Origin of the sequence: Micromonospora sagamiensis, from assembly GCF_014680085.1 — a bacterium.
Classification (GTDB): domain Bacteria; phylum Actinomycetota; class Actinomycetes; order Mycobacteriales; family Micromonosporaceae; genus Micromonospora; species Micromonospora inyonensis.
In genome coordinates, this window is the sequence record NZ_AP023438.1 from 6,204,230 (window position 1) to 6,221,058 (window position 16,829).

Sequence of the window (16,829 nt, forward strand, 5' to 3'; positions counted from 1 at the left end):
TCGGGCGTCCGATCTGGTGGTTACCAGCATTGAGCAGCGCGGATGCCCCGGGTAGGTGTTTCCTGTTGCGTGCCCGCACAGGAGACAGCGCCGCGACCCGGCCGGTACGCCCCACGACAGCCGTTCCGCCCGCCGTGACGGTCACGCAAAGTTATCCCCCGGCTTCCGCTGGCCACGACTGGTCCTTTTCGGCAGACTGTTGCGGATCCGCATGATCGACGGCCGTCAGTGGCCGTCCCTGATGTCGATACGGGGTGGAACACGTGGAATCTCTCCGCCGCACCGCAGCCGCGCGCCGGCCGGCACCCGCCGGGCGGCACGCCTGATGCCGGAGACCCGTACCCCCCGACACCTGGTGCTGTTCCGGCTGCTCGTCGTCGGCACCTCGGTCTCGGCGTTCGGCAGCTACCTCAACATGGTGGCGCTCAACCTCTTCGTCTACCAGGCCACCGGCAGCGCCCTGCAGACCGGTGCCTTCATGGCCCTGCGACTGGCCGCCGGCTTCCTCGCCGGCCTGACCGGGGGCACCGTCGCGGCCCGGCTGCCGCGCCGCCCGGTGATGGTCGCCTGCGACCTGACCCAGGCCGCCGCGCTCGTCGCGCTGGCGGTCAGCCCCGCGTCGGTCCGCCTGGGCCTGCTCCCGGTCGTCGCGGTGGCCGGCGGGCTGCTCGGCACCACCTCCTCGGTGCTGCTGCGCAGCAGCGTCCCCGACCTGGTCCCCGGTCCCGACCGGGTCACCGCCAACGGACTGCTGGTCACCGGCCGGGCCGTCGCGATGACGCTCGGCTTCGCCGCCGGCGGTCTGCTGGTCGGCTGGCTGGGCTACCGGGCGGCGTTCCTGGTGGACGCGGGGACGTTCCTCTTCTCCGGCCTGCTGCTGGCCGCGCTGCCGTTGCCGTTCCCGAACCACCGGACCCGCCCGGCCGGGCCGGTCACCGACGCCACCGACCGCCCGGACGGCCGGCGGCGACGCCGGCTGGCGCTCGCCGCGCTGCTGGCCGCGCCGGCCGTCCTGGTCATCGTGGTGGTCCGCGCCGCCGACGCGCTCGGGTCCGCGTCCCACAACGTCGGCCTGCCGATCTACGCGACCCAGGTGCGACCGGAGGACCCGGCTGCCTTCGTGGGCAACTTCTTCGCCGTCTGGGCCGTCGGCCTGCTCACCGCCCACCAGCTGGTCAAGCGGCTGAACCGGCGGGGACCGGGACTGGACGACCCGCGCCGCAGCGAACTGGCCTTCATCGTCGGCACCTGCGTGATGTCGACCGCCTTCGTCGCGGCCTTCGTCGACCTGCCCGGCTACTGGGTGTTCGCGGTGGCGCTGGTCGCCGGCGCCGCCGACGGCTTCACCGAGATCAGCTACACCACCCGGCTCCAGGCCGAACCCGACCCGCAGCGCGGGTACTTCTTCGGCGCGACCGCGATGGCCGAGAACGGGGGACTGGGCGTGGGCATGCTGCTCGCCGCCGGCCTGCTCGAACTGTGGCGACCGCTGCCGGTGGCGGCGGCCATGCACGGCACCGTGGTCGTCCTGGCCGTCGCGGTCGCCCTGGCCGGCGCGCTGCGCCACCGCGCCCGTCCCGCCGCCACGAACGGCGGCACCGTGCCCGTGGCCACCGGCCCGACGGTCGCCGTGACGAACCCGGTCGAGGAGAGTGGACGATGACCGTGGACGACCTGATCCGGGCCCTGACCGGCCGCGCCGAGATCGTCGATGCCGCCGTGCTCGACCGGACCGCCCACGACGGACGGGTCCGGCGGATCGCCTACGTGGTGCCCGCCGCCACGGTGCCCCCGCTCCGGGCCCGGCGGGCCGCCGAGGCGGTGGCCGTGGCCCGGCGCGAGCGGGCCGCACCGCCGGTGACCGTGGCCGTGGTCTCCGGCATCCCCCGCACCGCCGACGGCACCCCGGACGGGGCCGCGCTGGCGGCGCTGCCGGTCGCCGGCACCGTCGGGGCCCCGGTCCGGCCGGCGGCAGCGACGGCGGAGCGGCGACACCTGGCGGACCTGATCGACCTCCCCGCCCGGTGGGCGACGACGGCCACCGCGCCCCACGCCACCGCACCGGACACCCCGCCGCCACCGGACGGACCGCCGGCCGTCGCCGAGGGCCCGGCGACCATCGCCCACCCCGACGACCCGGAGACGCTGCCCGAGGCCCTGGTCCGGGTCGCGGAACAGTGGCCCACCCGGGGCCTGCGGGTCGTCGAGGAGGACGGCACCCGGCTGCTGCCGTACCCCGACCTGCTCGCCGCCGCCCGACGGACGCTGACCGGCCTGCGCGCCGCCGGCCTGGCCGCCGGTGACCCGGTGATCCTGCACATGCCCTCCCTGCTCGACCACTGCGTCGCGCTCTGGGCCTGCCTGATCGGCGGCCTGCACGCCGTGGCGGTCGCCCAGGCCCCCGGCTACACCGACCGCAACGCCACGTTGGACAAGCTGGAGCACGCCTGGCGCGGCCTGGACCGGCCCCCGGTGCTCTCCGGGGACGGCACCGTGGCCGCGCTGACGCGGTACGCCGACCGGCACGGCCTGGACGGGATGCGGGTGCTCGACGTCGCCGACTGCCGCGACCACCCGCCCGCCGCCGACCTGCATCGGCCGGACCCGCGGGACGTGGCGATGCTCCAGCTCTCCTCCGGCAGCACCAGCCGGTCGAAGGTGATCCCGATGACCCACCGGGGCATCGTCGACTACGCCCGGGGCGCCCGGCAGGTCGGCCGGATGCGTGCCGGGGACGAGGTGCTCAACTGGCTGCCGCTGGACCACGTGGCCGGGATCGTCATGATGCACATCGGCCCGGTCGTGCTTGGTTGCGGCACCACCCACGTCGCCACCGCCCTGGTGCTCGCCGACCCGCTGCTCTGGCTCGACCTGCTGGAGCGCCACCGGATCCAGCACAGCTGGTCACCGAACTTCGGGTACAAGCTCGTCTCCGAGGCGCTGCGGACGCGGCCGGACCGGACCTGGGACCTGCGACACGTCCGGAGCCTGGTCAACGCCGGTGAGCAGTGCACCGTACCGGTGGCCCGGCAGTTCCTGGCCGACGTGCGCGGCTTCGGCATCGAGCCGGACGCCCTGCTGCTGGCCTGGGGAATGGCCGAGACCTGCACGGCGATCAGCTACCAGCCGGCCGTCGCCTCGGCGGTGCAGCACGTGGAACTCGCCGCCGACGGCATCCGGGTGACCCTGCACGACGAGCCGGGCCCCGGCGTCACCGGCTTCCTGAGCATGGGCCCCGCAGCGCCCGGCGCGCAGTTCCGGATCACCGCCCCGGACGGCACCACCGCCCTGCCGGACCGGCACATCGGCCGGCTCCAGGTCCGGTCGGCACGGGTCACCCCGGGCTACCTCGGCAACGACGAGGCCAACCGGGCCGCCTTCCCCGACGGCGACTGGTTCGACACCGGCGACCTCGCCTTCCTCGCCGACGGCCGGCTGACCATCACCGGGCGCGGCAAAGAGGTCATCATCGTCAACGGCGTCCACTACTTCTGCCACGACATCGAGGACGTGGTGGGCGACGTCGACGGTGTCGCGGCGAGCTTCGTCGCCGCGGTCGGCGCGCCGGACGCCGACGGCACCGAGCAGATCGTGGTGCTCCTCGTCGCCGAGGGCGAACCGGACACCGCCCTGCTGACCCGGGTCCGCCGCCGCCTGGCCGACCGGCTCCAGATCGCCACCGCCCGCCTGGTCCCGGTCGAGCGCGACCGGTTCGAGAAGACCACCAGCGGCAAGATCCAGCGCAGCAGCATGCGCGCCCGCCTGCTCGACGGCGGGTACGCCGCCGCCGAACGCCGGGCCGACCTGCTGGAGGCGGGCCCGGACACCATCCCCGACTGCCTGCACCGCCCGGCCTGGGCACCCCGGACGATGAGCGCCGACCCGCCACCCGGACCGGTGCTCGTGGTGACCGACCGGCTCGGACTCGCCACGGCGCTGCGCGACGCGCTGCCCGACGTCGTGCTCGTCGACGGCCTGACCGCCGCCGGGGACGGCGCGCCGGCGGGCACGCCGGAGGCGGACGGCGGCCCGACCAGTCTGCGTGACGCGCTCGTCGCACCGGACCGGACGCCCGCGCTGGTCGTCTTCGCCCCCAGCTACCTGCCGGCCCCCGACCCGGACGACGCGTCGGCCGTCGACGCCGCCGTCGAGACCTGCGGCACCCACCTTCTGCACCTGCTCCGGACGCTGGCCGAGGTCGGCTGGACGGGCACCCTGCTGACCGTCAGCCGGGGTCTGTACCGCATCCGGGGCGACGAACCGGGCTGCTATCCGGCCGCGCTCACGGCCAGCCTCGGCGAGACCTTCGGCGTCGAGCACCCCGACGTCCGCACCTGGCACCTCGACCTGCCCGGCCCGGATGTGACCGCCGACGCCGCCGTCCTCGCGGCGGCGACCGGTTGGCGGCACCGGGAGAACGTCGTGGCCTGGCGGGACGGCCCGCTTGTCCGCACCCTGCACCGGGTCGACGCTCCCGACGTCACCACCGGCGACGGGCCGGTGGTCCCACCGGGCACCCGCTGGCTCGTCACCGGCGGCCTCGGCGGAGTGTCCCGGGCCGTGCTGGGCCGGCTCGCCGCCGACCTCGACCTGCACCTGCTCGTGGTCGGCCGGAAGCCGGCGGCGCAGGTCTCCGCCGCCGTGGCGGACCTGGCGGGCGGCACCGGACGGGTGCGCTACGCCGTCGCCGACGTCGCCGACGGCGCCGCCCTGCGGGCCGCGGTCGACGTCGCCGAGCGGGAGTGGCAGGCGCCGCTGGACGGGGTGCTGCACCTCGCCGGTGACTACCACCAGGCCCCGCTGACCGAGATCGATCCCCGCCGGTGGCGCGCCGGCGCGGCGGCCAAGGTGGACGGCTCGATACAGGTGGCCCGCCTGCTGCGGCACCGGCCGGGGGCCCGTCTGGTGGCGTTCTCGTCCCTGCTGGCGCTGGTGCCGGTGGTCGGCACGGGCGGCTACGCGGCCGGCAACGCCTTCCTGGAGGCGCTCTGCGCGCACCTGGGCACCGAGCGGCCCGTGCAGTGCGTGAGCTGGGGAATGTGGCGCGGTGTCGGGATGAGCGCCACCCGGGGCGGCGTCGAGCAGGCCACCCGCCGCCACCTGCGGACCCTCTCCGCCACCGAGGGACTCGCGCTGACCCGGGTGGCGCTGCGCCTGCCGCCGGGGCACCTCCTCGCCGGCGTCGACCCGGACGCGCCGCGCGTCCGGCACCTGGTGCGACCCGTCCGGCCGTTGGAGGCGGTCACCGCGCCGGATCCGGTGGACGGGTCGGGCACCCCCGCACCGGCCCCGCTGGACGTGTTCGGGACTCCGGCGCTGGTGGCGCCGGACGACCCGCAGGACCCACCGGCGGCACCGGCCGGTGACCCGGAGCGCCGGCCGCTGCCGGAGGCCCGGTCCGCGGCGGCCACCCCCACCGCACCGTCGCCCGTCCCGGCCCGACCCTCCGCGCCGGCACCGGCGGCGTCGTCCGGACCCGGGCCCCGGTCGGCTCCGGCCTCCGGCGCACCGGCCCGGGACCCGCTGACCGTGGCCCGCACCGTCCGGGAGGTGCTGCGCCAGGCGTTGCCCGCCGGGATCGAGGACCGTACGGCGTTCCACGACGCCGGCCTCGACTCGGTACGCCTGCTGCGGCTGCACACCCTGCTGCAACAGGCACTGGACACGCGCTTCCCGCAGACCGCCCTGTTCACCCACGGCACACCGGCCGCGCTGGTGGCGTACCTGGTGGACCTGCTGGCCGGATCGGCGGCCCCGACCGGCGACGCCACCGGCGCACGGGCCCCGGGGGACGGGCGGATCGCGATCGTCGGCATGGCGTTGCGTCTGCCCGGCGCCGACACTGCCGACCGGTACTGGCGCAACCTGCTCGCCGGGCAGGTCGACGTGCGCCGGTTCGACCGCGCCGAACTGCTCGCCGCCGGCTGGCCCGCCGCCCTCGTCGACGACAGGGAGTTCGTCCCGGTCAGCGGCGCGCTCGACGACATCGAGAGCTTCGACGCCGAGGCGTTCGGCATCGCCCCGCGCGAGGCGACGCTGACCGACCCGCAGCAGCGGATCTTCCTCGAGGTCTGCCAGGAGGCGCTGGAGGACGCCGGGTACGCCGGCACGCGACGACGGGTCGGGGTCTTCGCCGGCTCGGGCATGCACCTCTACTCGCTCCGCTCCTACCTGCTGGAACAGCTCGCCGGCACGGACCCGGTCGACCACCTCACCGCGTTGCAGGTGACCATCGGCAACCAGCCCGACTTCCTGGCCACCCGGGTGGCGTACCGGCTGGGGCTGACCGGACCGGCGCTGAGCGTGCAGACGGCCTGCTCCACCTCGCTGGTCGCGGTGCACCTGGCCGTACGGTCGCTGCTGGCCGGGGAGTCCGACCTGGCGCTGGCCGGCGCGGCCGCGCTGCACGTGCCCCGGGTGGCCGGCTACCGGCACGCGGAGGGGTCGATCCTCTCCCGCACCGGCGTCTGCCGGGCCTTCGACGCCGACGCCGACGGCACGGTCGGGGGCAACGGGGTCGCGGCCGTCCTGCTGAAGCGCCTCGACGACGCGATCGCCGACGGCGACACCGTGCACGCGGTGATCCTCGGCTCGGCGGTCAACAACGACGGGGCCGCCAAGAGCGGCTACACCGCGCCCACGGCCGACGGTCACGCCGGGGTGATCCGGGACGCCCTGGCCGTGGCGGGCGTGCCCGCCGCGTCGATCGGCTACCTGGAGACCCACGGCACCGGCACCCGGATCGGCGACCCGATCGAGGTGGCGGCCCTGCGGACGGTCTTCGCCGACCGTCCCGCCCCGCTGCCGCTCGGCGCGGTGAAGGCGAACATCGGCCACCTGGACACCGCCGCCGGCATGGCCGGGTTGATCAAGGCGGCGCTGGCGGTCCGGCACGGTCGGATCCCACCGGTGGCCAACCTGCGCCGCCCCAACCCCGAACTCCGCCTGGCCGACGGGCCGTTCCAGCTGCCCACGTCCGTCCAGCCGTGGCCGGTGCCCGGCCCGCGCCGGGCCGGGGTCTCGTCCCTCGGTGTCGGCGGCACCAACGCCCACGTGGTCGTGGAGGAGCCCCCGACCGCCCCCGCGCCGTCGACCGTCCCCGATCCCGCCGCGCCCACCGTCGTGCCACTGTCCGCGCAGACACCCGCCGCGCTGGCCGCGCTGGCCGAGCGGATGGCCGACCGGCTCGCCACCGACCCGCCGCGCCCCGAGGACGTGCTGGTCACGCTCGGCGCGGGTCGGCAGCGACGACGTCACCGGCTGGTGGCCTGGGCGGCCGGCCCGGCCGAGGCGGCGGCGGTGCTGCGGAGCCGGCCGGACGAGGCGGGCGGCCCGGCAGCCTCGGTCGCGGGCGTGGTCCCCGACGGTGGACCCGGGCCGGTCGTCCTCGCCTGCACCGGACAGGGGGTCAACCTGCGTGCGGCGGCGGTCGGGCTGCTGGCCTACGAGCCGGCCCGTGAGGTGCTGGAGACCTGCGCCGCCCGGTACCGGCAGGACTGGGGCATTGACCTGCTGGCGGCGCTGCGTGGCGCGGCGCACGAGTGGAGTACCGCCACCGTGCAGCCGGCCCTGTTCGCCCTCCAGGTGGCGCAGGCCCGACTGCTGGAGTCGGTCGGCGTCCGCCCCGACGTCGTGATCGGACAGAGCGCGGGGGAGTACGCCGCACTCTGCCTGGCCGGTGCGCTCTCCGTCGAGGACGGCCTGCACCTCGCGGCCGTGCGCGGCGAGCTGATCCAGCGCGGTACGCCACCGGGCGCGGCGCTCGCCGTCCTGGCCGACGAGGCCGAACTGGAACCGTTGCTGCGCCGGGCACCCGAGGTCGAGCTGACCGTGTCCAACGGGCCGCGCCGGCACGTGGTGGCCGGGCCGCCCTCGGCGGTGCGCCACTTCGGGCGGCAGCTCGACGACGCCGGCCTCCGGCACCGACCGCTGCCGACCGACCGGGCGTTCCACTCCGCGTTGCTGGAACCGGTCCTCGACGATCTCGCCGCGCACGCCGCCACCCTCGACTGGCGACCGTTGCGGATCCCCCTCGTCACCGGGCTCGGCGGCGCACGCCTGGCCCCCGGAACGCTGCCGGACGCCACGCACGTCCGGCGCCACACCCGCGAGCGGTCGGACTTCGGCGCGGGTGTCGCGGGACTGGTCGCCGACGGCTGCACCACGTTCGTGGAGCTGGGTCCGGAGGCGCTGCTGGCCATGCTCGGCCGGCAGTGGCCGCAGACCCGGTGGATCCCCGTGCAGCGGGGCCGCGCCGACCGGGCCGCCGAGGTGCTGGCCGCGCTGGCCGAGTTGTTCTGCCGGGGCGTCGAGGTCGACTGGGCGGCGCTGACGCCGACCGGCCGCCGGGTGCCCCTGCCCACGTACCCGTTCCAGCGGACCCGGCACTGGGCCGCCGTCCCCCGTCCGGTGCCGTCCGCCCCGTCCGACCCCCCGGTCCCAGGAGGTCCCGTCATGTCCCCGGCCGCCACCCCGGCATCCGCCACCCCGCTCGTCCTGCGCCGGGTGCGGGAGCTGACCGCCGACCAGCTCGGCACCGACGTCGACCGGGTACCGGAGGAGACGCCCTTCTTCGACCTCGGTGCCGACTCGCTGTTGATGATCAACCTGCTGCGGGAGCTGGAGACGACCTTCGGTATCCGGGTCCCGATGCGGGAACTGTTCGAGGAACTCGACAGCCCGAGCCGCCTGACGGCGGCGATCGTCGAGCGGGCGGCACCGGAGCGGCTCGCCGCACTGGGCGCGCCGGTCGCCGACGCGCGGCCCGCTGCCGACGGAATGCCCGCCGAGGTCGCTGCGCCGACCGTCGCGGTGGCCGGTGGTGCCGCCCCGGGGACGGCCGTTCCGTCCGGAGCGGGGACCGTCGTCCCCGACCGCCCCGTCGTGCCGCCAGTGCCCGCCGTGCCTTTCGCGCCCACCGTCGTGCCGCCCGTGCCCGCCGCGCCGGTGCCGGCGCTGTCTGGCGTGGTGCCGCCCGTGCTCGGCGAGGTGCCGGACGGGTACGCCGAAGCCCCGGCCACCGGTGCGGGGTCGGCGGCCGTCCTGGTACCCCCGTCGACCGGTGCCCCGGTGACCGGGGACCCCGTCGCCGGTGAGCTGCTCCGGGGTCAACTCGCGTTGATGGGGCAGTTCACCGACCTGATGGCCCGCCAACTCTCCGCACTGGCCGCCGTCCCGCGGCCCGCCCCCGCGCCGCCGGCCGCCGCGCCCGACCCGTCGGTGCCCGCCGCGCCGGCTGTGTCCGCGTCGGCTGTGTCCGCGTCGGCCGTGCCCGGGCCGGCCGTGCCCGCGTCGGCCGTGTCCTGGCCGGTCGTGTCCGGGGGCAGCGCCGCGCCGGCTTCCTCGGCCCGGACCGACCCGGCGACGGTGCCGGCCCAGGTCGGCCCCCGGCCCACCCGGGTCGGCGCCGGGCTGGGCGGTGGCCGCCTCGACCCCCGCCAGCAGGAGCACTTCGCCGACCTGGTCCGTCGCTACACCGCGCGGACCCCGACCTCCAAGGCGCTGGCCCAGCGGCACCGGCGGCGGCTGGCCGACAGCCGGGCCGTCGTCGGTTTCCGCCGCGCCACCAAGGAACTGCTCTACCCGCTGGCCGCGCGACGAGCCCGGGGCGCCCACCTGGAGGACGTCGACGGCAACAGCTACGTCGACATCACCATGGGCTTCGGGGCCCTGCTCTTCGGTCACGAGCCGGACTTCCTCACCCGGGCGATCGCCGAGCACCTCGACGGCGGGCTGCGGCTCGGTCCCCGGGGGGAGGAGACCGGTGAGGCGGCCGAACTGCTCTGCGACCTGACCGGCATGGACCGGGCCGCCTTCGCCACCACCGGCACCGAGGCCAACTCGGCGGCCTTCCGGCTGGCCCGCGCGTACACCGGTCGGCCGCTGATCGTCATGTTCACCGGGTCGTACCACGGCCACATCGACCCGGTGCTGGGCCGTGGGGTGCGCGACGGCGACACCTGGCGCACCGTGCCGGTCTCGGCCGGCATCCCGGACTCGGCGGTGACCGACGTCATGGTCCTGCCGTACGACGACCCGCAGAGCCTGGCGGCGATCGAGCGGTCCGCCGACCGGATCGCCGCCGTGGTGGTCGAACCGGTGCAGAGCCGGCACCCCGACCGCCAGCCGGCGGAGTTCCTCCACGCGCTGCGCGCCGCCTGCGACCGGCACGGCATGGTCCTGCTCTTCGACGAGATGCTCACCGGCTTCCGTCCGCACCCGCAGGGCGCGCAGGGCGTCTTCGGCGTCCGCGCCGACCTCGCCACCTACGGCAAGGTGATCGGCGGCGGGTATCCGGTCGGCGCGGTGGCCGGGCGCGCGGACATCATGGACTGGGTCGACGGCGGCTTCTGGCGCTACGGCGACGACAGCTACCCGCCGCAGGACACCACCTTCTTCGGTGGCACGTACATCCAGCATCCGCTCTCGATGGTGGCGGCCCGGGCGGTGCTCACCGAACTGCGCGACCGGGGGCCGGCGCTCCAGGACGGGCTGAACCGCCGCACCGAGCGGCTGGCCAGCGCCGTGAACGCGTTCTGCGCCGAGGAGGGCTTCCCGCTGCGGGTGCACCGCTTCGGGTCGCTGTTCCGGTTCGCCTCCGAGGTCAACCTGGACCTGCTCTTCCACCACCTGGTGCTGGCCGGAGTGCACGTCTGGGAGTGGCGCAACTTCTTCCTCTCCGACGCGCACACCGACGCCGACGTCGACCGGATCGTCGACGCCGTCCGGGACAGCCTGCTCGCCCTGCGTGCCGGGGGATTCCTGCCCGGCCCGCCGTCCGCTCCCGCCGTGCCGTCCGCGCCTGCCGTGCCGTCCGCGCCTGCCGTGCCGGTCGCCAACGGGCGGGGACCGGCCGTCGTGCCGTCCCCGGTGGCCGTGCCGTCTCCGGCGCGCGAACGGGCGGCGGCGCGGGTCGACGTCAGCCTGTACTTCTTCGGCGACTACCCGCAGGAGAACGTCCAGGACCGCTACGACGCCGTACTCGACGCGGCGACCTTCGCCGACACCCACGGCCTGTACGCGGTGTGGCTGCCCGAGCGGCACTTCGACTCGTTCGGCGGTATCTTCCCCAACCCGTCGGTGCTGGCCGCCGCCGTCGCCGCCCGGACCAACCGGGTCCGCATCCACGCCGGATGCGCCGTCCTGCCGCTGCACGACCCGATCCGGGTCGCCGAGGAGTGGTCGGTGGTGGACAACCTCTCGCGCGGCCGGGTGGGCATCGGCTGCGCCAGCGGCTGGCACGCCCGCGACTTCGTGCTCGCCCCGCAGACGTACGGACGGCACCGGGAGGCGATGTACGAGTCCCTCGACCAGATCCGCCAACTGTGGCAGGGCCAGGCGGTCACCCGTACCGCCGGCAACGGCGAACCGGTCGAGGTGCGGCTCTTCCCGCCCCCCGTCCAGCCGATGCCGCCCCTGTTCACCGCCGTGGTGGGCAACCCGGACAGCTACCGTCGGGCGGCGGCGGCCGACCTCGGGATCATCACCAACCTGATGTCCCAGGACGTGGCGCAACTGGCCGCCAACATCGCCCTCTACCGGGCGACCCGGGCCGAGCACGGCCTGGACCCGGACGCCGGGCGGATCGTCCTGCTGCTGCACACCTACCTCGGCGAGGACGGCGACCGGGCCCGCGAGGAGGCGTTCGGCCCGTTCTGCGACTACCTCCGGTCGTCACTGGCCCTCTTCGGTCAGGTGACCAACAGCCTCGGCGTCACCATCGACCTGGACTCGACCACCCCGGAGGACGTCGACTACCTGCTCCGCCGCGCCTACGCCCGGTACACCGCCGACCGGGCGCTGATCGGCAGCCCGGCGGAGGCCCGGTCGCTGGTGGAACGCCTCACCGCGCTGGGCGTGGACGAGATCGGCTGCTTCGTCGACTTCGGTCTCTCCCCGGGCCGGATGCTGGCCGGCCTTCCCGGCGTCGAGCGGCTGCACACGCTCCTGAACGGTCCGGCGGGACCGGAGCCGACCCCCGGGTCGGGGGCACCCGACGGGCCGGCGGCGGAGCGCACGGTCGACCGGCCGGCGGAGGAGACCGGCCCGCTGACCGAGGCGCAGCGCGAGATCTGGTTCGCCGAGCGGGTCCTGCCCGGTCGCCCCACCTACACGGAGTCCCTGGTGGTCCGCCTGGACGGCCCGCTCGACGTGCCCGCCCTGCGCGACGCCCTGACCCTCGTCGTACGACGACACCCGGCACTGCGGTCCACCGTCCGGGAGGTCGACGGCGAGCCGCGCCTGGTGCCGCGCCCGCCCGGCCCGGTCGACCTGCCGGTGCACGAGGCGACCGGCCGGGACGTGGCCAGCCTCGCCGAGCAGATCGCCGAGGAGGAGACCCGGCACCGGTTCGACCTGGCCGGTGGCCCGCTGTTCGCGCCCCGGCTGGTCCGGGTGGACGAGCGGCTGCACCTGCTCGTGTTCCGCATGCACCACCTGGTCATCGACACCCTCTCGGCCCAGGTGCTGGCCCGGGAGGTGGCCGCCGGGTACCGTGCGGCGCTGGCCGGCCGGCCCGCCGAGCTGCCGGCACCCCCGCCGTGGCCGATCCCCACGGAGGAACCCGCGCCGGAGGTGGTCGACGCCCAGCTGGCGTACTGGCGGGACCGTCTCGGGTCACGCCCGTCCGGGCTCGGGTTGCCGACCGACCGTCGGCGTCCGGCGGTCCCCAGCGGTACCGGCGCGGTCGCCGGGGTCGAACTCGACGCCCAGCTCACCCGGGCGGTGCGGGACGCCGGTCGACGGCACCGGGCCACCCCGTTCATGGTGCTGCTGGCCGGGTTCGCGGCGGTCCTCGCCGACGACGGCCGCCAGCCTGACGTGCTGCTCGGCACCCCGGTCGCGCACCGCCCCGCCGCCGCGCAGGAGGCCGTCGGACTGTTCGTCACCACGCTGCCGCTGCGTCTGTCGGTGGCCCCCGAGGCGAGCTTCGGCGACGTCGTCCGGGCGGCCCGGACCGCGCTGCTCGACGCGCACGACCACCGTGACGTGCCGGCCGGCCGCATCGCGCGGGCCCTGGGCGTGGAACCCGAGGCCGGCCGACACCCGCTGTTCGACGTCGTCATCGAGTACGACAACCAGCCGGCCTTCGCGTTCGACCTGCCCGACGTCCGGTCCACTCTGCTCGACGCGGCCGTCCGCCGGGCGCCGTTCGATCTCACCCTCTTCGTCACCGACCTCGGGGACACGCTGCGCTGCCAGCTCAACTACGCCACCGACCTGTTCGACCCCGGCACCGCGCAACGCGTCCTCGACCGGCTGGTGGCGGTGCTGCAGGCCGGCACGCACCGCCCGGACGAACCGTTCGCCGCGCTGGTCCGCCCCACCGGCGGGGACGCCGATCCTGCCGGGGCGAACGGGCGGATGCACCACGGGGACGCCGATCCCGCCGGGTCGAACGGGCGGGCGCGCCGAGGGCCGGTCGACCCGGCCGTGGTGACCCTGCCGGATCCGGCCTGGCAGGACGGTGGCCCGCCGCCCCCCGGCGCCGACGCGCCGCTGCCCGCCCTGCTGCGTCCCGACCGGGCCACCGTGGTCGGTCCGGACGGGCGGTTGACCGGGTCGCAGCTGTGCCGCCGGGCGGAGGCGGTGACCGCGGCGCTGCGCGCGGCGGGCGTCGGCCCCGGCGACCTCGTCGGCATCCACCTGCCCCGCAGCGCCGACGCGGTCGCCGCGATGCTCGGTGCGCTGCGCGCCGGTGCGGCCTACGTACCGCTGGCCCCCGAGCAGCCCACCGCCCGGCTGGCCGACGTGGTCGACCACGGTGCGCCACGCGTGGTGGTGTCCCGGTCCGACCTGCCCGCGCTGCCCGGCGCGGCGGGAACCCTGCACGTGGACCGGATCACCGCCGACGAGGCCGGCGGTGCCGACCACGGCGGCGGTACCGATCCGGTGGTCGGGCTGGAGGACCCGGCGTACGTGCTGTTCACCTCCGGCTCCACCGGACGCCCCAAGGGCTGCGTGATCCCGCACCGGGCGATCAGCAACACCGTCACCTGGTACACCCGCGACCTCGGCATCACCGCCGACGACCGGCTGAGCTGGTTCTGCAGCCCCGGCTTCGACGCCTCGTGCCTGGAGGTGTGGCCGGCGCTGCGGGCGGGCGCCACGCTGCACGTGGTCCCCGACGAGGCCCGCCTCGACCCGGTCCGCCTGCGGGACTGGCTGGTCGACAGCGGCATCACCGTGGCGTTCTTCCCGACCCCGGTCGGGGAACTGCTGCTCGACCTGGACTGGTCCGCCGGACCCCGGCCGGCGCTGCGCCACCTCGTCGTCGGTGGTGACCGGCTGCGCCGGGGGGCCGCGCCGGACCTGCCGTTCACGCTCACCAACGTGTACGGGCCGACCGAGGCGACCGTCGTCTCCACCTGGGTCCACCTCGACGGCTCCACCGTCGGCGACGAGCCGCCGTCGATCGGCCGACCCGTGCCCGGCACCTGGATCCGGGTGCTCGACGACGAGGGCCGGCCGACCCCGGTCGGCGTACCCGGGGAGGCGTACCTCGGCGGTCGGCAACTGGGCCGGGGCTACCTGGACCTGCCGGAGGAGACGGCCGCCCGCTTCCTCCACCACCCCGAGTACGGTCCGGTCTTCCGCACCGGCGACGTGCTCCGGTGGCGACCCGACGGGCAGTTGGAGTTCCTGCACCGCGCCGACGCCCAGGTGCAGATCCGTGGCTTCCGGGTGGAGCCCGGCGAGCCCGAGCACCACCTGCGCCGTCTCGACGGGGTACGGGACGCGGCGGTGCGGGGCTGGGCCGATCCTGCGGGCGGGCACTACCTGGCCGGGTACGTGGTTCCCGACCATCCCGGGGTGGACCCGGCGGAACTGGCCCGCCAGCTCGCCGCCCGCCTGCCGGACTACCTCGTGCCGACCGCGTGGACGATCCTGTCCGCGCTGCCGGCCACGGAGAGCGGCAAGATCGACCGGGCGGCGCTGCCGGAGCCGGACCGGACGTCGGCGGAGTGGGCCGACACCGGCACCCCGCCCGCAGACGACCTGGAACGCCGGCTGCACGACCTCTGGTGCGCCGAGCTGGGCCTGCCCGCGCTCGGGGTGGAGACCACCTTCTTCGCGCTGGGAGGCACGTCGCTGACCGCGATGCGGCTGCTCAACCGGGTCCGCGCGGAAACCGGGGGGACCATCGGGGTGCTGGACTTCCTGCGCGCGCCCACGGTACGGGCGATGGCACGGCGGTTGCGCGAGGCGGGGTCGGAGCCGACCGGGGCCGCCGCGCAGCCGGCCCGGATCAGGGGGACGTTGTGACCGCACCCGAGTCGACCGATCTGGACGACCTGCTGCGCGAGCTGCGCCGCCGGGACGTGCGGCTCGCCGTACGCGGCGGGCAGCTCGACTACGACGCGCCCGCCGACGCGCTCGACGCGGACCTGATCGCGACCATGCGTCGGCTCAAGCCGGCGCTGCTGGACCGACTCCGCGCCGACGGGGGCGGGGACGACTGGTCGGTGCTGGTGACCGCGCCGACCAGCATCGGCCAGGCACGGCAGTACCAGATCACCCGGGAGACCTCCTTCCCGCAGGTGCTCACCGTCGCCTTCCGGCTGACGCTGCGCGGTCCGCTCGACGTCACGGCGCTGCGCCGGGCGCTGGCCGACCTGACCGTCCGGCACGCGGCCCTGCGGACCCGGTTCGCGGACCGCGACGACGGGGTGTGGCAGCAGGTGCTCGCGCCCCGGCCGGTGCCGCTGCCGGTGCGGACGGTACCCGTGGACGAACTCGACCGTGCCGTCGACGAGTGGGCCTCGCTCCCGTTCGCCCTGGAGCGCGAACCGGCGTTCCGGGCGGTGCTGTTCCAGCCGACCGACGGTTCGGCCGGGCCACCCGTCGGCTGGCACGAGTTCGCCCTGGCCATCCACCACGGCTTCGTCGACGGCTGGTCGGCCCAGCCGATGTTGGACGACCTGGCGGAGTTCTACCGGGCGGCGGTGACCGGTCGCCCCGCCGACCTGCCGCCGCTGCCCGCCGAGTTCGTCGACTTCTGCCGGTGGGAGGCGGAGTACCTGGCCCGGCCGGAGACCCGTCGGATGCTCCGGGAGTGGGTCGACGGGCTTCCCGCCGGTACCGTCCCGATGCGGTTGCCCACCGACCGGCCGCGCGTCCCGGTCGCCACCGACCCCGGTGGGGTGCTCCACCACACCTTCCCACCCGACCTCGTCGCGGCGGTGACGGCATACGGCGTACGGCGTGGCGCTACCCCGTACGCGGTGTTCGCGGCGGCCTTCGTCTGGTTGCTGCACGACCTGACCGGCGCGCCGACCGTCAACCTGGCCGCCTCGGTGGCCAACCGCACCGATCCCCGGTACGACCGGGTGGTGGGGGTCTTCGCCCAGGCGGCCCTGTTGCTCGTCCCGGTCGTCGGCGTGACGTCCTTCGACGAGCTGGTCCGGCGGACGGCCGGGGTGACCTGGCAGGCCCTGGCCCGCCAGGCGGTGCCCTCGGTGGTGCAGATCGCGGCGCTCGGCGAGGCGTTCACCAACTTCCCGTGCCGGGTCTACTTCGACCTGCTCGACATGGCCGACCCGGTGCTGCACCTGACCGGCCTGGAGCCGGCCCCGGCCCGCGACGTCGTGCTGGCCGGCTCGCGGGGGGACCTGACCTGGCAGCTCCGTCCGCTGCCCGACGGTGGGATGGCGCTGCTCATCGAGTACGCGGCGAACCTGTTCGACGCCGGCACCGTCGCCGGTTGGCTCGACCGCTACCAGCGGCTGCTGCGCCGGTTGCTGGCCGCGCCGGACGCCCCGCTGCCCCGCGCGGGTGACGCCGGGGTGGCGTGACCCGCGGGCGGCCGACGGTGTCCCGGGCCGACCACC

Annotated in this window: 3 protein-coding genes; all 3 read left to right on the plus strand. The window is 75.9% G+C overall.

Translation table 11 applies throughout. The annotated features are described in order from the left end of the window. Window positions 1-325: 325 nt before the first annotated feature. The 3 genes from IGA62_RS26550 to IGA62_RS26560 are packed head-to-tail and all read left to right on the plus strand — an operon-like array spanning window position 326 to window position 16,793. A complete protein-coding gene (locus IGA62_RS26550) occupies window positions 326-1,663 on the plus strand; it encodes an MFS transporter (RefSeq protein WP_186499852.1) in 1,338 nt (445 codons plus the stop codon). Beyond that, window positions 1,660-15,264, plus strand: a complete 13,605-nt coding sequence (locus IGA62_RS26555) for a non-ribosomal peptide synthetase/type I polyketide synthase (protein WP_190289220.1) — start codon at window positions 1,660-1,662, stop codon at window positions 15,262-15,264. The genes IGA62_RS26550 and IGA62_RS26555 overlap by 4 nt, the downstream gene beginning before the upstream one ends. Then, on the plus strand, window positions 15,261-16,793 hold the full coding sequence (locus tag IGA62_RS26560; RefSeq protein WP_145818312.1) for a condensation domain-containing protein: 1,533 nt from the start codon (window positions 15,261-15,263) through the stop codon (window positions 16,791-16,793). The genes IGA62_RS26555 and IGA62_RS26560 overlap by 4 nt, the downstream gene beginning before the upstream one ends. The last annotated feature ends 36 nt before the right edge of the window (window positions 16,794-16,829 follow it).

Bases quoted from the DNA above. Each gene is read 5' to 3' on its own strand.
- IGA62_RS26550 (WP_186499852.1), top strand. From the start codon at position 326: ATGCCGGAGACCCGTACCCCCCGACACCTGGTGCTGTTCCGGCTGCTC.
- IGA62_RS26555 (WP_190289220.1), top strand. From the start codon at position 1,660: ATGACCGTGGACGACCTGATCCGGGCCCTGACCGGCCGCGCCGAGATC.